The 18,625-nt window shown below is 56.7% G+C and carries 12 protein-coding genes; 6 read left to right on the top strand and 6 right to left on the bottom strand.

What is annotated here, in order from left to right:
- Positions 1-215: 215 nt before the first annotated feature.
- The 6 genes from FAES_RS30020 to FAES_RS10940 all read right to left on the bottom strand — a co-directional run bounded on the left by FAES_RS30020 (position 216) and on the right by FAES_RS10940 (position 9,554).
- Positions 216-548, bottom strand: a complete 333-nt coding sequence (locus FAES_RS30020) for a hypothetical protein (protein WP_148289339.1) — start codon at positions 546-548, stop codon at positions 216-218.
- A 442-nt stretch (positions 549-990) separates the two neighbouring features.
- Positions 991-1,257, bottom strand: a complete 267-nt coding sequence (locus FAES_RS10965) for a hypothetical protein (protein ID WP_041257772.1) — start codon at positions 1,255-1,257, stop codon at positions 991-993.
- Between the two features lie 32 nt (positions 1,258-1,289).
- Entirely contained in the window at positions 1,290-1,526 is a 237-nt protein-coding gene (locus tag FAES_RS30885) for a DUF8617 domain-containing protein (RefSeq protein ID WP_083891481.1), read from the bottom strand.
- A 918-nt stretch (positions 1,527-2,444) separates the two neighbouring features.
- Positions 2,445-2,885, bottom strand: coding sequence for a hypothetical protein (locus tag FAES_RS10950; protein ID WP_041257767.1), 441 nt, complete (start codon positions 2,883-2,885; stop codon positions 2,445-2,447).
- Positions 2,886-3,071: 186 nt separating this feature from the next.
- On the bottom strand, positions 3,072-6,368 hold the full coding sequence (locus FAES_RS10945) for a S41 family peptidase (protein ID WP_015331276.1): 3,297 nt from the start codon (positions 6,366-6,368) through the stop codon (positions 3,072-3,074).
- Between the two features lie 234 nt (positions 6,369-6,602).
- On the bottom strand, positions 6,603-9,554 hold the full coding sequence (locus FAES_RS10940; protein WP_015331275.1) for a M16 family metallopeptidase: 2,952 nt from the start codon (positions 9,552-9,554) through the stop codon (positions 6,603-6,605).
- Positions 9,555-9,732: 178 nt separating this feature from the next.
- On the opposite strand from FAES_RS10940, the gene FAES_RS10935 reads away from it, so the two are divergent.
- From FAES_RS10935 to FAES_RS10910, 6 genes are all read left to right on the top strand, one after another.
- On the top strand, positions 9,733-9,921 hold the full coding sequence (locus FAES_RS10935) for a hypothetical protein (RefSeq protein ID WP_015331274.1): 189 nt from the start codon (positions 9,733-9,735) through the stop codon (positions 9,919-9,921).
- Positions 9,922-10,091: 170 nt separating this feature from the next.
- Entirely contained in the window at positions 10,092-10,802 is a 711-nt protein-coding gene (locus FAES_RS10930; RefSeq protein WP_015331273.1) for an RNA polymerase sigma-70 factor, read from the top strand.
- Between the two features lie 91 nt (positions 10,803-10,893).
- Positions 10,894-11,922: a FecR family protein gene (locus FAES_RS10925; RefSeq protein WP_015331272.1), complete on the top strand. Its 1,029-nt coding sequence runs from the start codon at positions 10,894-10,896 to the stop codon at positions 11,920-11,922.
- Positions 11,923-12,012: 90 nt separating this feature from the next.
- Positions 12,013-15,477: a SusC/RagA family TonB-linked outer membrane protein gene (locus FAES_RS10920; protein ID WP_015331271.1), complete on the top strand. Its 3,465-nt coding sequence runs from the start codon at positions 12,013-12,015 to the stop codon at positions 15,475-15,477.
- A 132-nt stretch (positions 15,478-15,609) separates the two neighbouring features.
- A complete protein-coding gene (locus tag FAES_RS10915; RefSeq protein WP_041258818.1) occupies positions 15,610-17,235 on the top strand; it encodes a RagB/SusD family nutrient uptake outer membrane protein in 1,626 nt (541 codons plus the stop codon).
- A gap of 137 nt (positions 17,236-17,372) precedes the next feature.
- Positions 17,373-18,500: a SusE domain-containing protein gene (locus FAES_RS10910; protein WP_041257766.1), complete on the top strand. Its 1,128-nt coding sequence runs from the start codon at positions 17,373-17,375 to the stop codon at positions 18,498-18,500.
- Positions 18,501-18,625 lie beyond the last annotated feature (125 nt).

Raw genomic sequence — 18,625 nt, 5'->3', positions numbered from 1 at the left:
CTAACGGGAGTGGGATCGCCATACGCTCTCCTACTTGTGTGGCATTAGGTCATACTGTAAGCCTGTCTTGGTTTGTAGTGCGACAGACTATCGTTCAATTTGCCTTATATTCTGTGAATTGCTCTTTTTTAAGCTGAGTCGCGTAACTAACTAATCGTATGTTATTCGATTTAGAATAGAATGACCAATTTGCTGGCAAACAAGTATTCCTCGAATTATACAACAAGAGGTATATTCTGTTTGACAAACTCAATTACTTCTTCTGTACTATCAAAGTACCATTTATTCTTGTTATCGTAAGTTGAAACGGTATATTGGTGGTTATGAAAATACATGCAAGGGCAGCCAGAACCTGTAAGATTCGTATTACGACTTAAGCATAAACGACCCAGACTTATATAGGGAGTAAGTTCTTTCAGTTGGTCACTTAAAACACATTGCTCAAGCAATTCAATTGTTTTGTCTGTTTGAAAGTGTGGTGGAAAATTAGCTGTAAGTCGCCTTTTAACATCTGCCCACTCCTTTTTAGGCCACTTCTTTGAAGGCATAACTAGTTTTTAGTTGTTGTATAAGTGCAAATATGTTAATCAAACGCCCAATCCGGGTGATCATATCTTGGTAAAGATTTTACTTTTTCAGCTACTTCCAACCACTTTTTAGAAGTCCAAGCTGGAATTGTTGAGTCGTAATGCCCCCCATTGCTACAAGTGTTTGTAGAGCAGCTCCTACCAGATAGGTCGTTGGTGCTACCCAAGCTAAACAGAGCTGGCCGCCCTGATCATAAAATATTTCTATATCGTCTCCGTCGTCTTCAGGATTAGACAATGTATACACTTCAGCGAATGAGCCAGGCTCCTGTTGCCGACAAACAACCTGTACGCCAGTTCGCTGATTAAGACGAACTAAGACTTCTTCAATTGTAGGGGGTTGATCTGGGAAAGTTATTTCCTCAAAACATGGTGCCATTGCTTTCGTGCCATCTGAAATAGGCTACTCTAGAATAATCTGATCGCCTTGGGCCAGCGTTTTTACTCGGCTCCAAGTTATCTCGTTCTCCTTCCTAATAGTGAGTCCAACTAACACACCCTCAGGCCTGTCAATGTACTCAATACCATTAATAATTGCTTCAACTGTATTTTGCTTTCGACGTAGAACCATTCCGGGACGTACATCAGTAATTAAATCCTGTGGCTCAACTCCTATGACAAATAGTGTATCGTTCTTGATACTAAAAACCAACTCTACTTGGTAGATCATAGCTAAAAGTCCGTTGTATAATCTTAATCATCTTAGTCTAAACTCGTTTCGTAACAGGTAGGATCTGCTTGCCAACCACTCCAAAATATATACAAGCGATGACAAAAGGGACACTTTAGCACGATTGTCATTCTCTTGTACAGTTCTTCAGCATCTATTAACCCACTAAAGCTATCGTACTCTACATCGGATATCATATTCCATTGATCAGGTGTAGGGATTTCACCAGCAGGAATTATATGACCGCATCTGCATAGAAATTTTGGCATTTCTACAGTTGTATAATTTGCGTCCTGTTAGCCTACCTGAAATGCCACGCCTTTAATCGACGCTGGATACGTTTAGGTAGCTCAGCACCCTCTTGGTACTTTTTAATCAACTTTTCTTCAGAATGATGTCTAAAGCGAATTTGCCTAATAAGACCAATACTAGTGGGTACGGCACCAACCACTAATAGGGGGGCGGTGAACAGACCTCCCACTACGAAACAGCTACCTACCATGGCAACTATATTGCCCGATGATCGCTTATCGGTAAATAGCGCCCGCACAGCCAGAGCAGTATCCTGCCTGGAATACGTTTTAGTGGTTATATCCGTTAACGCGTAGAGCTTAGAAAAACTCAAGCAGAAGAACAGTAGTAGACGGGTTTTATTCATAAAAAAGGTACACAATCAAGAGGTGTGTTAAGCATTTGCTTTATCTATACGAGCAAAGAGGAAACGATTCAGAACAAGTTGAATAATGGCTGCTCCTAGAACTGGTAGTAGCCAACTCACACCATTTCCAAAGTCAACCCACAAACTTATGTTTTCATCTCGCATCTGAATAACCTCACAAGCGATTAAGGCGAAAGGCCATAGCAACACCAAGACAGGGAAGCCTATCATTGCAAAAATCTTCCATTTCTTTCGTTGGTTACCGATTAGAAAGTAGCTGCAAATTAAATTTAAGACAAGTTGACAGGCGACAATAACTGATGCGTGTATCACTTTCCTTGCTGTAGTATCAAATGTTATGCTCGATTGATTTGCACTGATAACACATAGTGGTTGGCTTTTAGTCAAGTGCAGCTGCTAATCGCTGATTAATTGATCAACACAATTTGATCGACAGTAACGTGTAAAGGTAATCTGTCCCCTGTTAGACCTGAAAGCATATCTGCTTATGCATAGTCGTTACATGACTCTATTTTCGGATCGTAAACTTGTAAATAGGTTGCTCGGGCAGGGGTACTAACTCGCCATTCGTTCGTTGCGCGACCAACGTAAGTTTGAATACTATATGATCGTCGGGTTGGGCCTCTTGGAAGAAAGCAGGTGGCAGCTCTTTATCCGTTACGGTCAATTGAGCGATTTGGCGGCCATTCCGAACAAAGAAAGCTTCCTTGTTCTTAATTACTAATGCTGGCTTAAAAGCCGTAAAGGGGCCATTGGTACTTGTGTCCAACAGCGCTTTAAAGCGAATTTCCTTTGCATCGGCTTTTAGCCCAGTTTGCTGATTAACTGGCTTGCCGTCCGAGAAGACTGTTACGGCAACCCGTGGTTTTGACGTAGCCGGTGAAGCCTGAGCTAGCAAATTGCTTGTAGCAACCGTAAGACATCCTAGGGCCAGAAAGATCGATTTCATAGAGAGCAGACATGTGTACAGCCAAAACGTTTTAGACACTTATCAACGTATCCCGTTCTGTCATAATCCCTATGCAAACAGCAATAAGTTACGCTACGAGCAGTTCGAAACGTTTGTGCTAGCCATCAAGCAACACCAGCATACCAAAGAAAGCCCCGCAACGTACCTGTTGCGGGGCTTTTGCGTTTATTTACCACTCACCGATTTACCGGCTTTGGCGTCGTCAAGTTGTTTGAGTAGCTCTTTGACGGCGACGGTCAACTGCGTGTTCTGGTCGGTGTAGCTTTCGCCGATGGGGCGCGTCACGGGTACGTCGACGGGGCGGGGAGCCAGCTCCATGTTCTTGCCCGTGTTGTCGGTGATCTTCGAGAACGGCAATCGGATTGAGGAGCCATCGATCAGTTGCGCGGCCGAGGTGAAGATGATCCAGCCCGCCGTGGGTTCGCCTACCACCTTGCCCAGTTTCAACGTGCGGAACCCTTCCGTGAAGTCTTCGGCGTCGGATAGCGAGTGCTGATTCGTTACCATAATTGTCGGGGTTTCGAGCGCCCGTTGGCCCAGTTGCGACCGCGCCGGTGCCGATGGCAGGCCGCGCGAGGTCATGGTCAAGTAGCCTTTACGGGCAAACACGTCGATGGCGTAGGGGTTCACAAAGCCGCCGTTGTTGTTGCGCACATCGACTACCACCCCGTCGCGGGCGTGATTGTCGGCGTCGAGGTCGATGTACAGTTGATTGAGCGATTCGGCCGACATATCGAACATGTGCACGTACCCAAGCCGCCCGCCGCTCGCTTTGTCCACAAAGTCGCGCTGTTGCTGCACCCACTGTTTGTAGAGAAGCCCCTTTTCGGTCGCCAGGTTTACGGGCATCACGCTCACCTCGCGCGGCGCAGCGGTGGGACTAGCGGCCACCGCCAGCGTGACCTGCCGGTTGATCTTATTGTTCAGCAGGAAATCCACGTTGGTCGTCGCGTCGATGGTAGTGCCGTCAATCGCCAGCAGGTGATCGCCGGGTTTGATGGTGCCGCTCAGCGACGCCGGCCCTAGGTTCACCACTTCGGTGATGAGCAGCTTGCCCGTGTTTTCGTAGGTAATCCGGTCGAAGCGCAGACCCAGCCGTCCCGTCGTGATGTCGGTGGTGCCCTGCGGCCCGGCAACACCCGAGTGCGAGGCGTTCAGTTCGCCCACCATCAGGTTCAGCAGGCGGCGCAGTTCGTCGGGCGTACGGGCCCCGGCGGCAAAGGGTTCGTAGGTGGTTTTAACGGCATTCCAGTTGGTGCCGTGAAACTCGGGGTCGTAAAAGCCCTTGTTCTGCACATCCCACGCCTGACTGAATACCTGTAGCTTTTCGGTGGCGAAATCCACGTCGAGTTCGGCCGTGACCGCGATGGGTTTGGGTTCGCGCCGTTCGAGCGAGATCGACTGGATGCGGCCCTGTTCGAGGTAAAAGACCTCTTTGCCATCAGCCGTAAACTGCGCGTTGCTCTTCGACCCGGCGGTGGTGGTCAACTGCCGGGCGACGGGGCGTTCGGCGCTGGTTTCGTCGAGCGAATAGGTGTAGAGGTTCTGCCGACCGGCCACGCTGGCTACCAGCAGCAACGTTTTCCCGTCTTTGCTGATCGACTGTCCATCAACTTCGATGCCCACCGGCAACAGGCTCAGGCGCTGCCGAATGCCATCAAACACAATGGTCGTTGCTTCTTTTCCGGCTCCTTTGGCTTTACCCGTCGCGACCGTGTCGAGCGAGCTACGGCCGGGGGCGGTCGAGGTCACGGCGGTAGGGGCCGTCGGGGTGGGGCGCACGTTGCGGGGGACCTCCTCGTTGAACAGATCGCGGAACTGCTCCTCGCGGAATTTGGGCGTGCGGGGCACCAGATCGACGCGGGCAATCTGCGCCGTTTCGGTCCGTTGGTTCGTGCCAAACAGGATGTACTTGCCGTCGGGGCTCCAGCTGACGTTACCACCAAACGTATTGGCAATGAAGCTGATCGGTTTGGCATCGCCGCCCGTTGCCGGCACCACCCACACGTTGCGGAAGGTTTTGGCCCCGTAGGCCACAAACGCCAGCCATTTGCCATCGGGCGAGAACGCCACCGTGCCAGTGCCCGCGAAGGGCGGCCGACCCAGATACCCTTTGTACAGCACCCGGTCTTTCTTCGTGGTCAGGTCCAGCAGCCGCAACTCCTGCCCATTGCGCATGAACGCCACCGACTGCCCATCGGGCGACAGTACCGGCGCACCGTCGTCAAGCGGCGAATCGGTGAGGCGGGTTTCGGCGCGGGTGGCAAAATCGTACTGAAACAGGTTGGCCATGCCGTGGCGCGTACTCACATACAACAGGCTGCGGCTGTTGGGCGTCCAGGCCAGTTGCGATTCGACCGCCGGGCTGTTGCTCACGCGCATGGCATCGCCGCCGTCTTTGGCCGAGGCCGCAAACACTTCACCATGCGCCGTAAATGCCACTTTCTTGCCATCGGGCGATACGGCCAGGTCTCGAAACTGACTCGTCAGCTTCTGGTGATCGACCGACGAACCGGCCGCGGCACCCCGCAACCGAATAGCCATCGGCTTGGCCTGTTTCGCAGCAACGTCGTACGTCCAGAGTTGGAAATCGCGCTCAAACACGATCGTGCGCCCATCCAGGCTCATCGACGGCCACAACACGCGTCCGCCCTTGAACGTCGTCAGCATCGTGGGTTGGCCTTTTAGTGGTTTGGCCCACAGGTTCTGGCTCCCGCTGCGGTCCGACATGTAGTAGAGCGTCTGCCCGTCGGGGCTCCAGAGCGGCCACAGCTCCTTGGCCCCGCCCTCCGTCAGGCGTTCGTAGGTGAGTTTGTCGCCTTTTTTCGTGCCGATTTTGCACGTCCAGATTTCGGTCTGATCGAGGTGGCTGCTGCCTTTGCGCCACCACTGCGCCGCCGCAATACCCCGCGCCGAGAACGCCAGCGTGGCGCCATCGGGCGAGGGAACGCCGAAGAACTCACTGGCGTAGCGGTCAGCCGTGACGGGCATGGGTGTGCCGCCTGTGACAGCCACCCGGTAGATGTCGTTCATGCCGGAGATATCCCGGCTCGTCGACTGGAAATAGAGCATCTTCCCGTCTTTCGACCAGGCCGTGAGGCTTTCGGCCCCGTCGTCGTAGGTGAGTCGCCGCAGGTCGCCGGTTTCCAGCGTCAGCAGGTAGATGTCGCCGTTGCCCGAGCGGGTCGAGCTAAAGGCCAGGTACTTGCCGTCGGGCGAATACAGCGGGCGCGACTCATTGTCGGCATGAGCTACCAGCAGCCGGGCTTCGCCGCCCGTAGCGGGCACGGTCCAGATGTCGCCGCCCGAGACGAAGGCAATTTCAGCGCCGTTAGGCGAAATGCCGGGTTCGGCAAAAGCATACTGCGCGACCGGGGTACGTTGCGCCACCGCCAGCGGGCGGTTACCCAGCCATAGGCTCAACGCCACGCCAAGTAGCCGCAGTTGAGTAGAGTGTTGCATGAAATCAGGTTGGTTGACGAGCAAAAAAGAGACTGGCTAACGAGGGATTCATCACCCTCAATTAGCCAGTCGTAAGTTACAGTTTAATCGACTGTCTTTGTCATCCCGACCGGGGCGCGTAGCCACAGGAGGGATCTTGAGCTTTCCTAACTTGTGACTAAGGGAAGTTCAAGGTCCCTCCTGTGGCTACGCGCCCCGGTCGGGATGACAAAGACAATCGGCTTATCACTTAAATCAATACCCAAAAATCTCGTCCAGCGAGAGTTTTTTGACAGAGCCGTATTTGGCCAGATCGGTGGGCGTGACGCGCTTTTCGGAGGCCACCACACAGAGCGTATACGGCTTATTGGCCAGCTGCGTATCGGAGAACTTCTTCAGGTCGGCGTAGCTCATCTTATCGAGGGCTTCGTAGGTCTTCTGGCGCACATCGTAGTCGATGCCCCGCTCCTGGGCGTCGAGGTAGTTGTAGATGATATTGTCCTGCCGGATGCGCTCCGTTTGCAGGTTTTTCTTCATGTTGACCTGCGCCGTTTCGAGCAACTTGGCCGACTCGGGCAGGCCGTTGAGCAGTTCGCTCATGCCCGCAATCGCCTCGTGGAACTTGTCGGCCTGGCTGCCGATGTAGGCATTCACCGAATACTGCTGATCTTTCCGGCTCGGCGTGTCGTAGTAGGCATAGGTCGAGTAGGCCAGCGCCTTCGATTCGCGCAGGGTCTGGAACACCACCGACGCCATGCCGCCCCCGAAGTAGTTGTTGAACAGGTCGATGGTCGGGAGTTGCGCCGGGTCGAAATCGGCCGTGTTACGTACCCAGAAAATCTCCGACTGCACCATGTCGTAATCGGCGAAGAGCACCTCCGGCGACTGCTGCGCCACTTGTTTGAAATTGTTGCGGGCAGGCACGGCCTTGAACTGCGCGGGCATCTGATGCGCCTGCGTCAGCGACGTACCCAGCGCCGCCAGCGGTTGCGGGCCGTAGTAGATTACCCGTTGCGGATAATCGAACAGCGTGTGGAGTACATCCAGCAACTGCGCCGACGTAACCGCCTGTACGTCGTCGTTGGTGAGTTGGTTGTTGTACGGGTTCTTGGGACCGTACTGCGCGTAGCTCAGCAGCCCTTGCAGAATCAACCCTTTGTTCAGTTTGTTGTCGGCCCGCGCCTTTAGGGTCCGCTCTTTCAGGTCGGCCAGGGCCTGTTCGTCCGCCTGGCAGTTGCGCAACACGTGGTCGAGCAGGGCCACGCTTTTGGCGAAATTTTCCTGCAACCCCGACAGCCGCACGGTCGTGTAATCGCCCGACGAATAGATGTTGTAATTGCTGGCCAGGTCGTAGAACGCCTTGCTCAACTCTTCGGCCGAGTACTTATCCGTGCTCAAAAACGACAGGTACTGGGTCGCCAGCGGCAGCAACTTGCTGTGGTACGTACCCATCGGAATACGGTACCCCATCCGGAACAGGTCATTGTCGGGGTTATTGACGTATAAAATCTCCGCATTGCCTGCCTTACCGCGCTGAATGTCTTTCCCGTAATCGAGCCAGACGGGCTGTACGTCGCTCATCGGTATGTTGTTGACCTGCTTCAGGAAGGGCGACTGCGCTTCCCGGTTCATTTCCACGGGCGTAATGGCTGGTTTGTCGACCTTCACGATGCTCTTGTCTTCGCCCTTGCGTTTGTAGACCACCACGTAGTTGTCGCGCAGGTACTCCTTGGCGAAGTCCATCACCTGCTGCTTGGTCACGCGGGCCAGCTGATCGTTCAGGCTCAGCAGGCTGGGATACGAATTACCCCCCGACAGGATGAAGGCGTCCAGCAGTTCATCGGCCCGGCCGTAGTTGGATTCAAACGACTCGATCTGGTTCTTCTTGTAATTGTTGACGATCGAGCCCATCACCTTCGGGTCGAAGTTCCCGCTCTTGAGCTTTTCCACTTCGGCCAGCAGCAAGGTTTTCACCTCGTCGAGCGACTGCCCTTTCTTGGGTCGGCCATACATCATCCAGACGCCGTAGTCTTTCATGAACTGCGGCGACGACCCACCGCCCAGAATCTTCTGTGCTTTGTTGAGGTTGAGGTCGATGAGGCCCGCCGCTGAGTTCGACATCAGTTCGTCGACCATCACCGCTACGGCCCGGTTAGCGGCCAGCCCGCCCGGAAACCGGTAGCCAATTTGCACCAGTTCGGGGGTGGGGCCGTATACCTCGCGGGTCTGCACGGCAGTCAGCGGCTTCTCGGGCGCGGGTGTGTAGAGTTGCACCGGCTTGCGCTGCATGTAAGCAAACGCCTTGTCGACCTTGCCGATGACCTGATCGGCATTGAAGTCGCCGGCCATGATCACCGCCATGTTGTTGGGTACGTAGTACTTATTAAAGTAGTTGCGAATTTCGACCAGCGACGGGTTTTTCAGGTGCTCCACGGTCCCGATCGTCGTCTGCTGCCCGTAATTATGCGTTGGGAAGAGGGCGGCCATCAGGGCTTCGTTCACCTTACGGCCATCGTTGTCGAGCGAGCGGTTTTTCTCTTCGTATACGGCTTCGAGCTCGGTGTGGAAAATGCGCAGCACCGGTTTGCGGAACCGCTCGGCCTGTACCGCCAGGTAGCGGTCAACGGCGTTAGACGGAATATCTTCTAGGTACACCGTCTGCTCGTAGGACGTAAAGGCGTTGGAGCCCTGCGCGCCCATCGACGCCATCAGCTTATCATACTCGTTGGCAATGGCATACTTGGCCGCCTCACCCGCCGTTTGGTCGATCTGCTTGTAAATGGCCTTCCGTTTGGTCGAGTCGGTCGTTTTGTTGTACTGCTCATACAGCCCGTCGATCTTGTCGAGCAGCGGTTTTTCCTTCGCCCAGTCGAGCGAGCCGTATTTGTCGGTCCCTTTAAACAGCATGTGTTCGAGGTAGTGCGCCAGCCCGGTGTTGGTGCGCGGATCGGTGGTGGAGCCGGCCCGCGTCGGGATAAAGGTGTAGATGCGCGGTTCCTTTTTGTTTTCGCTCAGAATGACCGTCAGGCCATTTTTGAGCGTGTAGAACCGGGCCTGCATGGGGTCATTGGCCAGGTATTTATAGGTATAGCCCCCCGGCGACGTACCTGTTTTCCAGTCGTAGGATTTGGCCGACTGCGCATGGGCAACCAGGCCACCCGCTACGAGCAACCAGGCCGCTAGCTGTAACCGAACAAAGTGAAGCATAAAGAAGAAGGATGAGTTTGTGAGTCGACTAAAGATACAAAAACACCACCGCAAGTTGCATGGGGATTTGTCAGGCGGTCGGTAACGACACTTTAGGCCGCCTGCGCACCAAACCAAACAATTCACGGAGCCGGTCGTTTAAGCGGCAAATTGAGTGTTCAACAAAACGGATCAGCTTATGCCACGCGGAGACAAATCGGCTTACACGGACAAGCAAAAACGGCAGGCCGAGCACATTGAGGAGAGTTACGAAAACCGGGGCGTATCGGAAGAAGAGGCCGAACGCCGCGCCTGGGCCACGGTCAATAAAGAGTCGGGCGGTGGAAAAAAGAGCGGTTCAGGCCGCGCGCACGCAAAAAAAGAGTAGCGTAACCAACTGAGGATCATGCATTGATTGGCTCTGTCACAGTCGATTACGGCTGCTGGCGGAGCCATTCGTATTTTTGTGCCTCAGATTGGCTGGTACGGCGTGTAGGGTAAGGCAGTGCAAACTTGTCTGTAAATCGTTATACGGCGAAAGGCCAGTACACCTACGTTATGATTCAACCGTTACCGATGCGCCCATTCACCGAACAGCAGCCGGTACACCTGCGTGACCCTTTCTCAGGCAGCGACGCCCCCCAACCCATTATGCTCGACGACGAGGTACTGGCCCGGCAACTGTTTCAGACCGACCCCGAAGCGGCTTGTAGCTGGCTTTTCCGGCGTTATTACCAGCCCCTGTGCAACCACGCGCTCCGCTTCGTTTACTCACGCGAAGTGGCCGAAGACATCGTGGGCGAGGTGTTCTGCGCCCTCTGGACCGACAAAGGTTACGCAGGCATAACGACTTCCTACCGGGCCTATCTGTTCACGGCCGTGCGCAACCGGGCCTACAATTACCTGCGCTGGGAGCTGAGCCGCAAGAGCGACTCCGATGCCATCAGCGACGCGGCCACGACGGCCTTCAGCAGCGAAGCCCAGACGCCCGCCGAGATGGTGCAGTTTGACGAACTCTACCAGAAGATCAACGAGACCATCGCCGGCCTGCCGCCGCAGTGCCGCCGCACCTTCCTGATGTCGCGCTTTGAACAGAAGCCTTACCGCGACATTGCCGCCGAAATGGGCATCAGCGTGAAAGCCGTCGAGGCCAACATCAGCCGGGCGCTCAGCGCTCTGCGTACCATGCTGCGGAATGAATTCGTCGTCCTGCTCTGCCTGCAAGTGACCGCAGTGGCGGCCGCCATTCGTGACTTTTTTGCTTCGTAGCCCTACGCCGCCAACCAAAAACTACTTCAGCCAGACATAGGGTGGCTCTAGCCCAACTTGTCATGGCATTGACTCACTCAATTGTTGCCTCATGAACGGACCGTCTATCGAACATACACTTTACGACCTTTTCGCGGGTCGGGCTACGCCGCTGCAAAAGCAGGCCGTGGAAGAATGGTTGCGAACGGCCGAAAACCGGGAAGTGTATTACCAGTTGCTGGCCCGTTACGAAGCCAAACACGCGCAGTATGAACCCGATACCGCCCGCGCCCTGACCAATTTCGAGCAGTTCATGAAGGGCCACCCCTACCCCCGGCATCAGGTCGGGCCGCGTTCGGAAACATCCGTCTTTACAGTCTCTGGCAGCGCACAAGCCCGGCGAAACTGGCCCGCTACGCGCTGGGTGCTGGGCATGGCCGCCTCCCTGCTCGCCGTGGTGGGCCTTGGGTACGTTACGCACGACCAATGGGCTTACGAAAAAATCGACGCGCCGTTTGGGCAAACGACCACCATCACCCTCGCCGACGGGTCCGACGTTACGCTCAACGCCCACTCGTCGCTGCGGGTGCCCCGCTTTGGCTTTGGCAACAGCGACCGCCACGTCTGGCTCACCGGCGAAGGCTACTTCAGCGTGCGCCACACCACCCGCGACCATACATTCACGGTGCACACGCCCAACCTCGACGTCCAGGTGCTGGGCACGCGCTTCAACGTCAACACGCGCAGTGGCCAAACCGAAGTGGTGCTGGATGAGGGCAAGGTGCAGCTGGTGCAACCCAAAGCCCCCGCCCACCCGCTTACGCTGAAACCCGGCGACCAGGCGACGCTGGCCGAGGGCGATACGGCATTCCACCGCAGGGTGGTGGCCCTGCCCGAGCAGGTGGCAGCCTACCGCCAGAATCGGCTCGTTTTCACCGATACGCCGCTGAGCAAGGTGGCCTCGGCCATTCAGGATTATTACGGCATCCGGGTGGTGGTCAGCAGCCGCGAACTGGCCCGCCGCGAACTCACCGGCACGCTTCCCAACAATGACCTCAACGTAGTGCTCCGTTCCCTTTCCGTTTCGTACAATCTGGCGGTCGAACGCCGGGTTGATCAGGTGGTGCTCAAGCCACAGTAACCGGTTCAGCAAGCCAGGTACGTTGCTGGTCGCCCCGGCTCTGCCACGTACCTGAGCCGATCCGTATGAACCTCTCTTTCCTCAATCATTATGAACAGATCTTTGAATCGACGATTGTGTTACGGTTTGTTTGGGATGGTATTATTCCAGCAGTCGACAGCACTGGCTCAGGAAACGGCCTCGACCCGGGCGCGGCTCGTGCGGCCTGCCCCGGCCCGGCAGCGGGCGTTGCGCGATGTGCTGCTCGACCTCGAACGGAAACACAAAGTCTTCTTCTCGTACGAAAGCAAAGTGGTGCGCGGCAAACTGGTCAACGCCGACCTGCCGCAACTCACCTCCCTCGACGCTGAACTGCAACAGATTCTCCAGCCGGTGGGGCTGCGTTTTGAGCGGGTAGCCGATAAGTATTACTCCATCGTAGTCGATCACAACCGCTCGGGCAGCGCACTTCCCCTTCGCCTGACCGACGGCGCGCTGACGTCGCTGCGCCTCTCGACACTGCCTGGCCGCAGCACGCCGAACGTACCTGAGCGCGAGCTAAGTACGCTGACCGTCGCTACCGACAAGGCGCTGGTAACGGTGACCGGCACGATCGTCGACGAAACGGGCGGGCCGCTGGTGGGCGTGAGCGTCATCGAACGCGGCACCCAGAACGGCACCACGACCAACGCGCAGGGGCAGTTTACGCTCAACGTGGCCAACCCCCAGTCGACGCTGATTTTCAGCTTCATTGGGTACGTTACCCAGCAGTTGGAGGTGGGCAACCGCACCACGTTCGACGTAAAACTGCTGCCCGACACCAAATCACTCAGCGAAGTGGTGGTGGTAGGCTACGGCACTCAGCGCCGGGCGAGTGTGACGGGCGCGGTCGATCAGGTGGGGCAGCAGGCGCTGGAAGGGCGCCCCGTCACCAACGTGTCGCAGGCCTTGCAGGGCGTATCGCCGAACCTCATCGTGCAGCAGGCGTCGGGTGAGCCGGGCGCCCCGCTGAACATCAACATCCGGGGCATCAGCACGCTGGGTAACAACAGCCCGTTGGTGATTGTCGACGGCATTCCCGGTTCCATCGACGTGCTGAACCCGTCGGATATTGAGTCGATTTCGGTCCTGAAAGATGCCGGTTCAGCCGCTATCTACGGCTCGCGGTCGGCCAACGGCGTGATCCTGATTACGACGAAAAAAGGCGCTAAAAACGGGCGGACCACGGTGACCTACAACGGCACCTACGGGATGCAGACGCCCACCCTGCTCCGGCAGTCGGTGGAGGCCTGGGAGTACGCTATGCTGAAAAACGAGGCGCTGGTCAATTCGGGACTATCACCGCAGTTTACCCCCGATCAGATCGCTGGTTTCCAGCAGCGGGGATCGTCGCCCTGGTATTTGAACGAGATCCTTAAAGACCAGGCACCGCAGCAAAACCACAACCTGAGCGTATCGGGCGGCAATGCCAACACGACCTACCATTTCTCGGCCGGTTTCCTGAACCAGAATAACCTGTTCAAAGGCCCCGATTTTGGTCTAAAACGCTATAACTACCGCCTGAACCTAACGCAACAACTGAGCAAGGTGAAGTTCACGGGGATTCTGGCCTACGCCCGCAATCAGATCAAGGAACACGCCTTTTCGTCGGACGTGTTGCTGGTGGATGCCGCCCGGATGCCCCGCACCTACCCCATCACCGATTCGCTGGGCCGCTACGTGCTGTCGCCGATTCTGTCGGAGAGCAACCCGCTGGCGCGGCTCGAGCAGGGCGGTTACCGCCAGTATGACAATGACAATGTCTACGGCAATGTGTCGGCCGAATGGGAGGTGTTCAACGGCTTCAAACTACGCGGCATTTTCGGCGGTGAGCTGAACGCCAACCACCAGTATCAGTTTCAGCGGGCCATCAACTACCTGCCGTATGTGGGTGGCACCGACAACATCGCCAGCGTAAAAGACGAAAACTACAAGTCGCTGTTCACCAACGTGCAGTTGCTGGCGTCCTACGAAAAGAGCATTGGCAAACACAGTTTCAACGGGCTGGTAGGGCTGTCAAACGAAGGCTTTACGTCGCAGGCGAGTGGCCTCTTCAAGCGCGACGTCGACAACGATCTGGGCACGGATATTTCACGGACCATCATCCAGCCGGTTTCCTACAACTCGAACCAACGTACTTCGCAAAATGCGCTGTCGAGCGTGTTTGGCCGGGTCAACTACACCTTTGCCGACCGCTACATCGCCGAGGTCAACTTCCGATACGACGGCTCGTCGCGCTTTGCGAAGGCCAACCGCTGGGGCTTCTTCCCGTCGGCGGCGCTGGCCTGGCGGATTACCGAAGAGGCCTTCGCCAATAACTTCCGCGATCGCTTCGGCGACTGGAAACTACGGGCTTCGTACGGCGTGTTGGGTAACCAGAACGTAGGGGATTTCCAGTACCAGAGCACCTATTTCAACTTCGCCAACGCCTATGCGTTCAACAACGCAGGCGTGGCCGGTACGGGGCTGACGCTGGCCAACCCCAACATTACCTGGGAACGGGCGCAGACCTTCAACCTCGGCCTCGACGCCTCCGTATGGCGCAACCGGGTAACGTTCTCGTTCGATTATTTCGACAAGCTGACGAAAGACATCCTCATCAACCCGTCGGTGCCGGGGCTGTATGGTGGCTCGGTACCGAACTACAACGCCGCGCAGGTACGTAACCAGGGTTGGGAAGTGGCCGCCACGCTGCGCCACACCACGGGCGACGTCCGGCATAACCTGACGCTCAACCTCGCCGACAGCAGGAACCGGGTGGTGGCCGTGGATGGGAAAACCGACGTCAGCTACATCGGCGAACTGGCCACGATCCTGCGCGAAGGGCTGCCCGTGCGGTCGTATTTCGGCTACCAGAGCAACGGCTACTTCCAGACGCTGGAGCAGCTGGGGGCTGGCCCGACGCCCACGTTCGTGTCGCCCGGCGATCTGCGCCCCGGCGACGTCAGGTACGTTGATCAGAACGGCGATGGCCGCATCGACGAGGCCGATCGGGTGGTGCTGGGTAACCCCTTCCCGCGCTACACCTACGGCGTGACGTATAACGTGGCCTGGCGTGGTTTCGACGTCAACATCTTCGTGCAGGGCGTGGGGCAACGGTCGCTGTTCCTGCGGGGCGAAGCCGTCGAGCCTTTCCACGGGCCGTATCAGGATGCCATCTTCAAACACCAGACCGACTACTGGACGCCCACCAACCCCGACGCCGCCTACCCCCGCCTGACGCTGGGCGGCGCCTCGCGCAACAACTGGGGGGTGGGGTCTGACCGCTTCCTGCAAGATGCCGCCTACGCCCGCCTCAAAAACCTACAGGTAGGTTACACGCTGCCGAGCCGCCTCACCAATAAAGTCGGTGTCAGCCGGTTACGCATCTACTACACCGGCCAGAACCTGGTTACGCTCACCAACATGCAGGTGGGTATCGACCCCGAAGCGACCGAGTTCAATAACAGCCTGGGCTTTTCCAACGGCAGCGTGAACTCCGGTCGGGTATATCCCAACCCCAAATTCAACGGAATCGGGCTTGATGTGACCTTTTAGAGAGTCATTAGGCTGCGCCGTCATTTGCCTTCGGCGTCATTACTGGTCATTTATCGTTTTACTACGAATGACAAACAATGACGCCGAAGGCAAATGACTACTAATGACCGCATTAATGACAACGAACAACACATGAAACGATCACATAAACTAGTTGGCGTAGTGGCAGCGGCGCTGTGGCTGGGGGGGTGCAAAGACCTCGATCTGGCCCCCACCGACCGCTTCACCGAAGCCACCTACTGGACCAATGCCGACCGGGCGCTGACCGTGCTGAACTCGGCCTATGGTGGGCTGTATACCGCCGATTTTTTCTTTGCCAACGACGCCCTATCCGACAACGCCTACAATCAGCTGGGTGATTTTCAGGGGGCCAACTCCATCGCGCGGGGTGCTTATGACGCTGCCCTAGGCCGGATTCGCGACGAGTGGAATTTCCATTACGGCGGGATCAAAACGAACCACATTCTGCTGGAAAACATCGACCGGGTGCCCAACATGGACCCGACGCTGAAAGCCCGCATCATTGCCGAAACGCGCTTTATCCGGGCGTTTCATTATTTCCAGTTGCTGACCTGGTATGGCGACGTGCCGTTCTTCACCAAAGACGTAACCATCGAGGAATCGCGGACGATCGCCCGGTCGCCCCGCGCCGAGGTGCTCGCGTTTGTGCTGTCGGAGTTGGATGCCGTCGCGCCCAACCTGCCGACCAACGTGCAGTATGCCGCCGCCGATCGGGGCCGGATCACCAAAGGAGCCGCCATTGCCCTGAAAGCGCGGGTGCAACTTTACGAAAGCCGCTGGGCCGACGTGGTGACCACCTGCGAGCAGTTGATCGACAATACCGCCAACGGCACCTACGCGCTGTATCCGAGTTACGAAGGCCTGTTTTTACCGGCCGCCGAAAACAGCTCGGAGAGCATTCTGGCGCTGGGCTACGCGCCGGAGGTACGTACCCACAGCAACTTCCGCGACTTTGTGCCCATCAGCATCGGCGACCGGGTCAACAACCTCGCCCCCACGCAGGAACTGGTCAACGATTACATCACGACCAACGGCAAAGGCATTGCCGAAGCCGGTTCCGGGTACGTCGAAACCACGCCGTACACCAACCGCGACCCACGACTGGCGGCGACCGTCGTGTATGATGGCTATTTGTGGCGCAGACCCGACGGCAGCACCACGACGATCTACATTCGCCCCGGTTCGACACCCGCCAACGCCGATGCGCGCAACGAGTTTGGCAAGCAGAACGCCTCGACCACGGGCTACTACGTGCGCAAGTATTACGACCCCACAGCCAACGCCACCTTCCAGTCGGCGATCGATCTGATGCTGATTCGCTACGCCGACGTACTGCTGATGTATGCCGAAGCAAAGAATGAGCAGGGCCAACTCACCGCCGCCATCTGGGACAAGACGATCGGGGCGCTGCGCCGCCGGGCGGGCTTCACGGACCCCGCGGCCCTGACCTTCCCAACGGGCGCAACCCAGGCTACGCTGCGCGACATTGTCCGCCGCGAACGTCGCTCCGAACTGGCGCTGGAAGGGCTGCGGGTGTTTGACATCCGCCGCTGGCGCATCGCCGAAACCGTACTGAACACCTTTGCCCACGGCGCCAAATTTGGCGACCCTACCATCGATAATGGCTACGTGCGCGTCGACCGCCGCACCTTCGACAAAGAAAAGCACTACCTCTGGCCCATCCCCCAGCTCGAACGCGACTTAAACAACAATCTGTCCCAAAATCCGAAATGGTAAACTAAATACCCCACCCCCGGCCCCTCCCCTGAAAACAGAGGAGGGGGGCAATGCGCCACACGTTGGCCGAGCCTTACGGTATCACGTCTTCCCTCCCCTGTTTTCAGGGGAGGGGCTGGGGGTGGGGTCCTTTCCCCATGAAACATAACCTGCTCCTTCTGTTTTGTCTGGCGGGCCTGCTGATGCAGTGCAAAGATCCCGGCCGCGACCTCAATACGAACATCAGCACCGTCACGACGTTTTTTGCGCCCAACGACAACCAGGCGGTTAAACTACAACCCGCTACCCCGGCTGCCGTGGTCTTCGAGTGGGATCAGGCACGGGCTGAAGACGGGACGCTCGTGCTCTACGAACTGGCGTTCGACAAAGAAAGCGGCGACTTCTCGAAGCCGATCTACAAGCTGACGTCGGACCAGAACGGCGTGCAGAACAAAGCGACCGTGACCCATGCGATTCTGAACAAAATTGCGGCACTGGCGGGGATTGGCTCGCTGGGTACGGGTAAACTGAAGTGGACCGTCAACGCGTCGCGGGGGATCAACGTGAAACCGGCGGGTCAGAGCCGTCTGTTGCAGGTAGAACGTCCGGCGGGGTTTGCCGAAATTCCGGCCGAAGTATACCTCACGGGCGACGCTACCGAAGGAGGCACCGACCTGGCGAAAGCGATTAAGCTGAAAGCCGTCCGGCCGGGTGAGTTTGAAGTCTACACCTCCCTGAAAGCCGGGTCGTATCAATTTGTGGACCGGACAACGGGCACCGCCAAAACCTACAATGTGACGGGCACGAACATCGGCGAAAACGGGACTACGACCGTGACGGGCGCTACCAAAACGTACCGCATCAGCCTCGATTTTAACAACGCCGCCGCCCGCCTCACCGAGATCAAATCGCTGGGCCTGTGGTATGGTGCCGACAACGCCGTGCGCTTCCCGCTGACCTACACGGGCAACGGCACCTGGACGCTGTCGAACACGAAAATCGATTTCGTTCCCGTTTCCTACGGCCGCGAAGAGCGTTATAAGTTCCGCCTGACGACGGTGGGTGCCGACGGAAAAGATGCCTTCGAGTGGCTGGGCAGCAGCAACTCCGACAACTCTCGCCCCGACGCCAACACCGCCGCCGCCTATTACAACCTGTTCAGCATTCCCCAGAGCCAGTGGGACTACTCGTATAAATTCAACAGTGCCGTCGATGGCAAAAACGTAGATCTGCTGGTTTCCCTGGCCCCCACATCGACGTACTTCCACCGCGTTACCGTCAAATAGAATGGATAATGTATGATGTACAATGCACAATGAAGGTGCGTCAGCCAATTGTGCATTGTACATCATACATTATCCATTCTATCCCCTTTTAGATTTAGTTTAATCACGTACTCGACGCTCGGCCT

The sequence above is a fragment of the Fibrella aestuarina BUZ 2 genome, assembly GCF_000331105.1.
In the GTDB taxonomy this organism is placed as follows: domain Bacteria; phylum Bacteroidota; class Bacteroidia; order Cytophagales; family Spirosomataceae; genus Fibrella; species Fibrella aestuarina.
The sequence above is the reverse complement of the archived record's forward strand: the minus strand, read 5'-3'. Positions and strand labels throughout refer to the sequence as shown.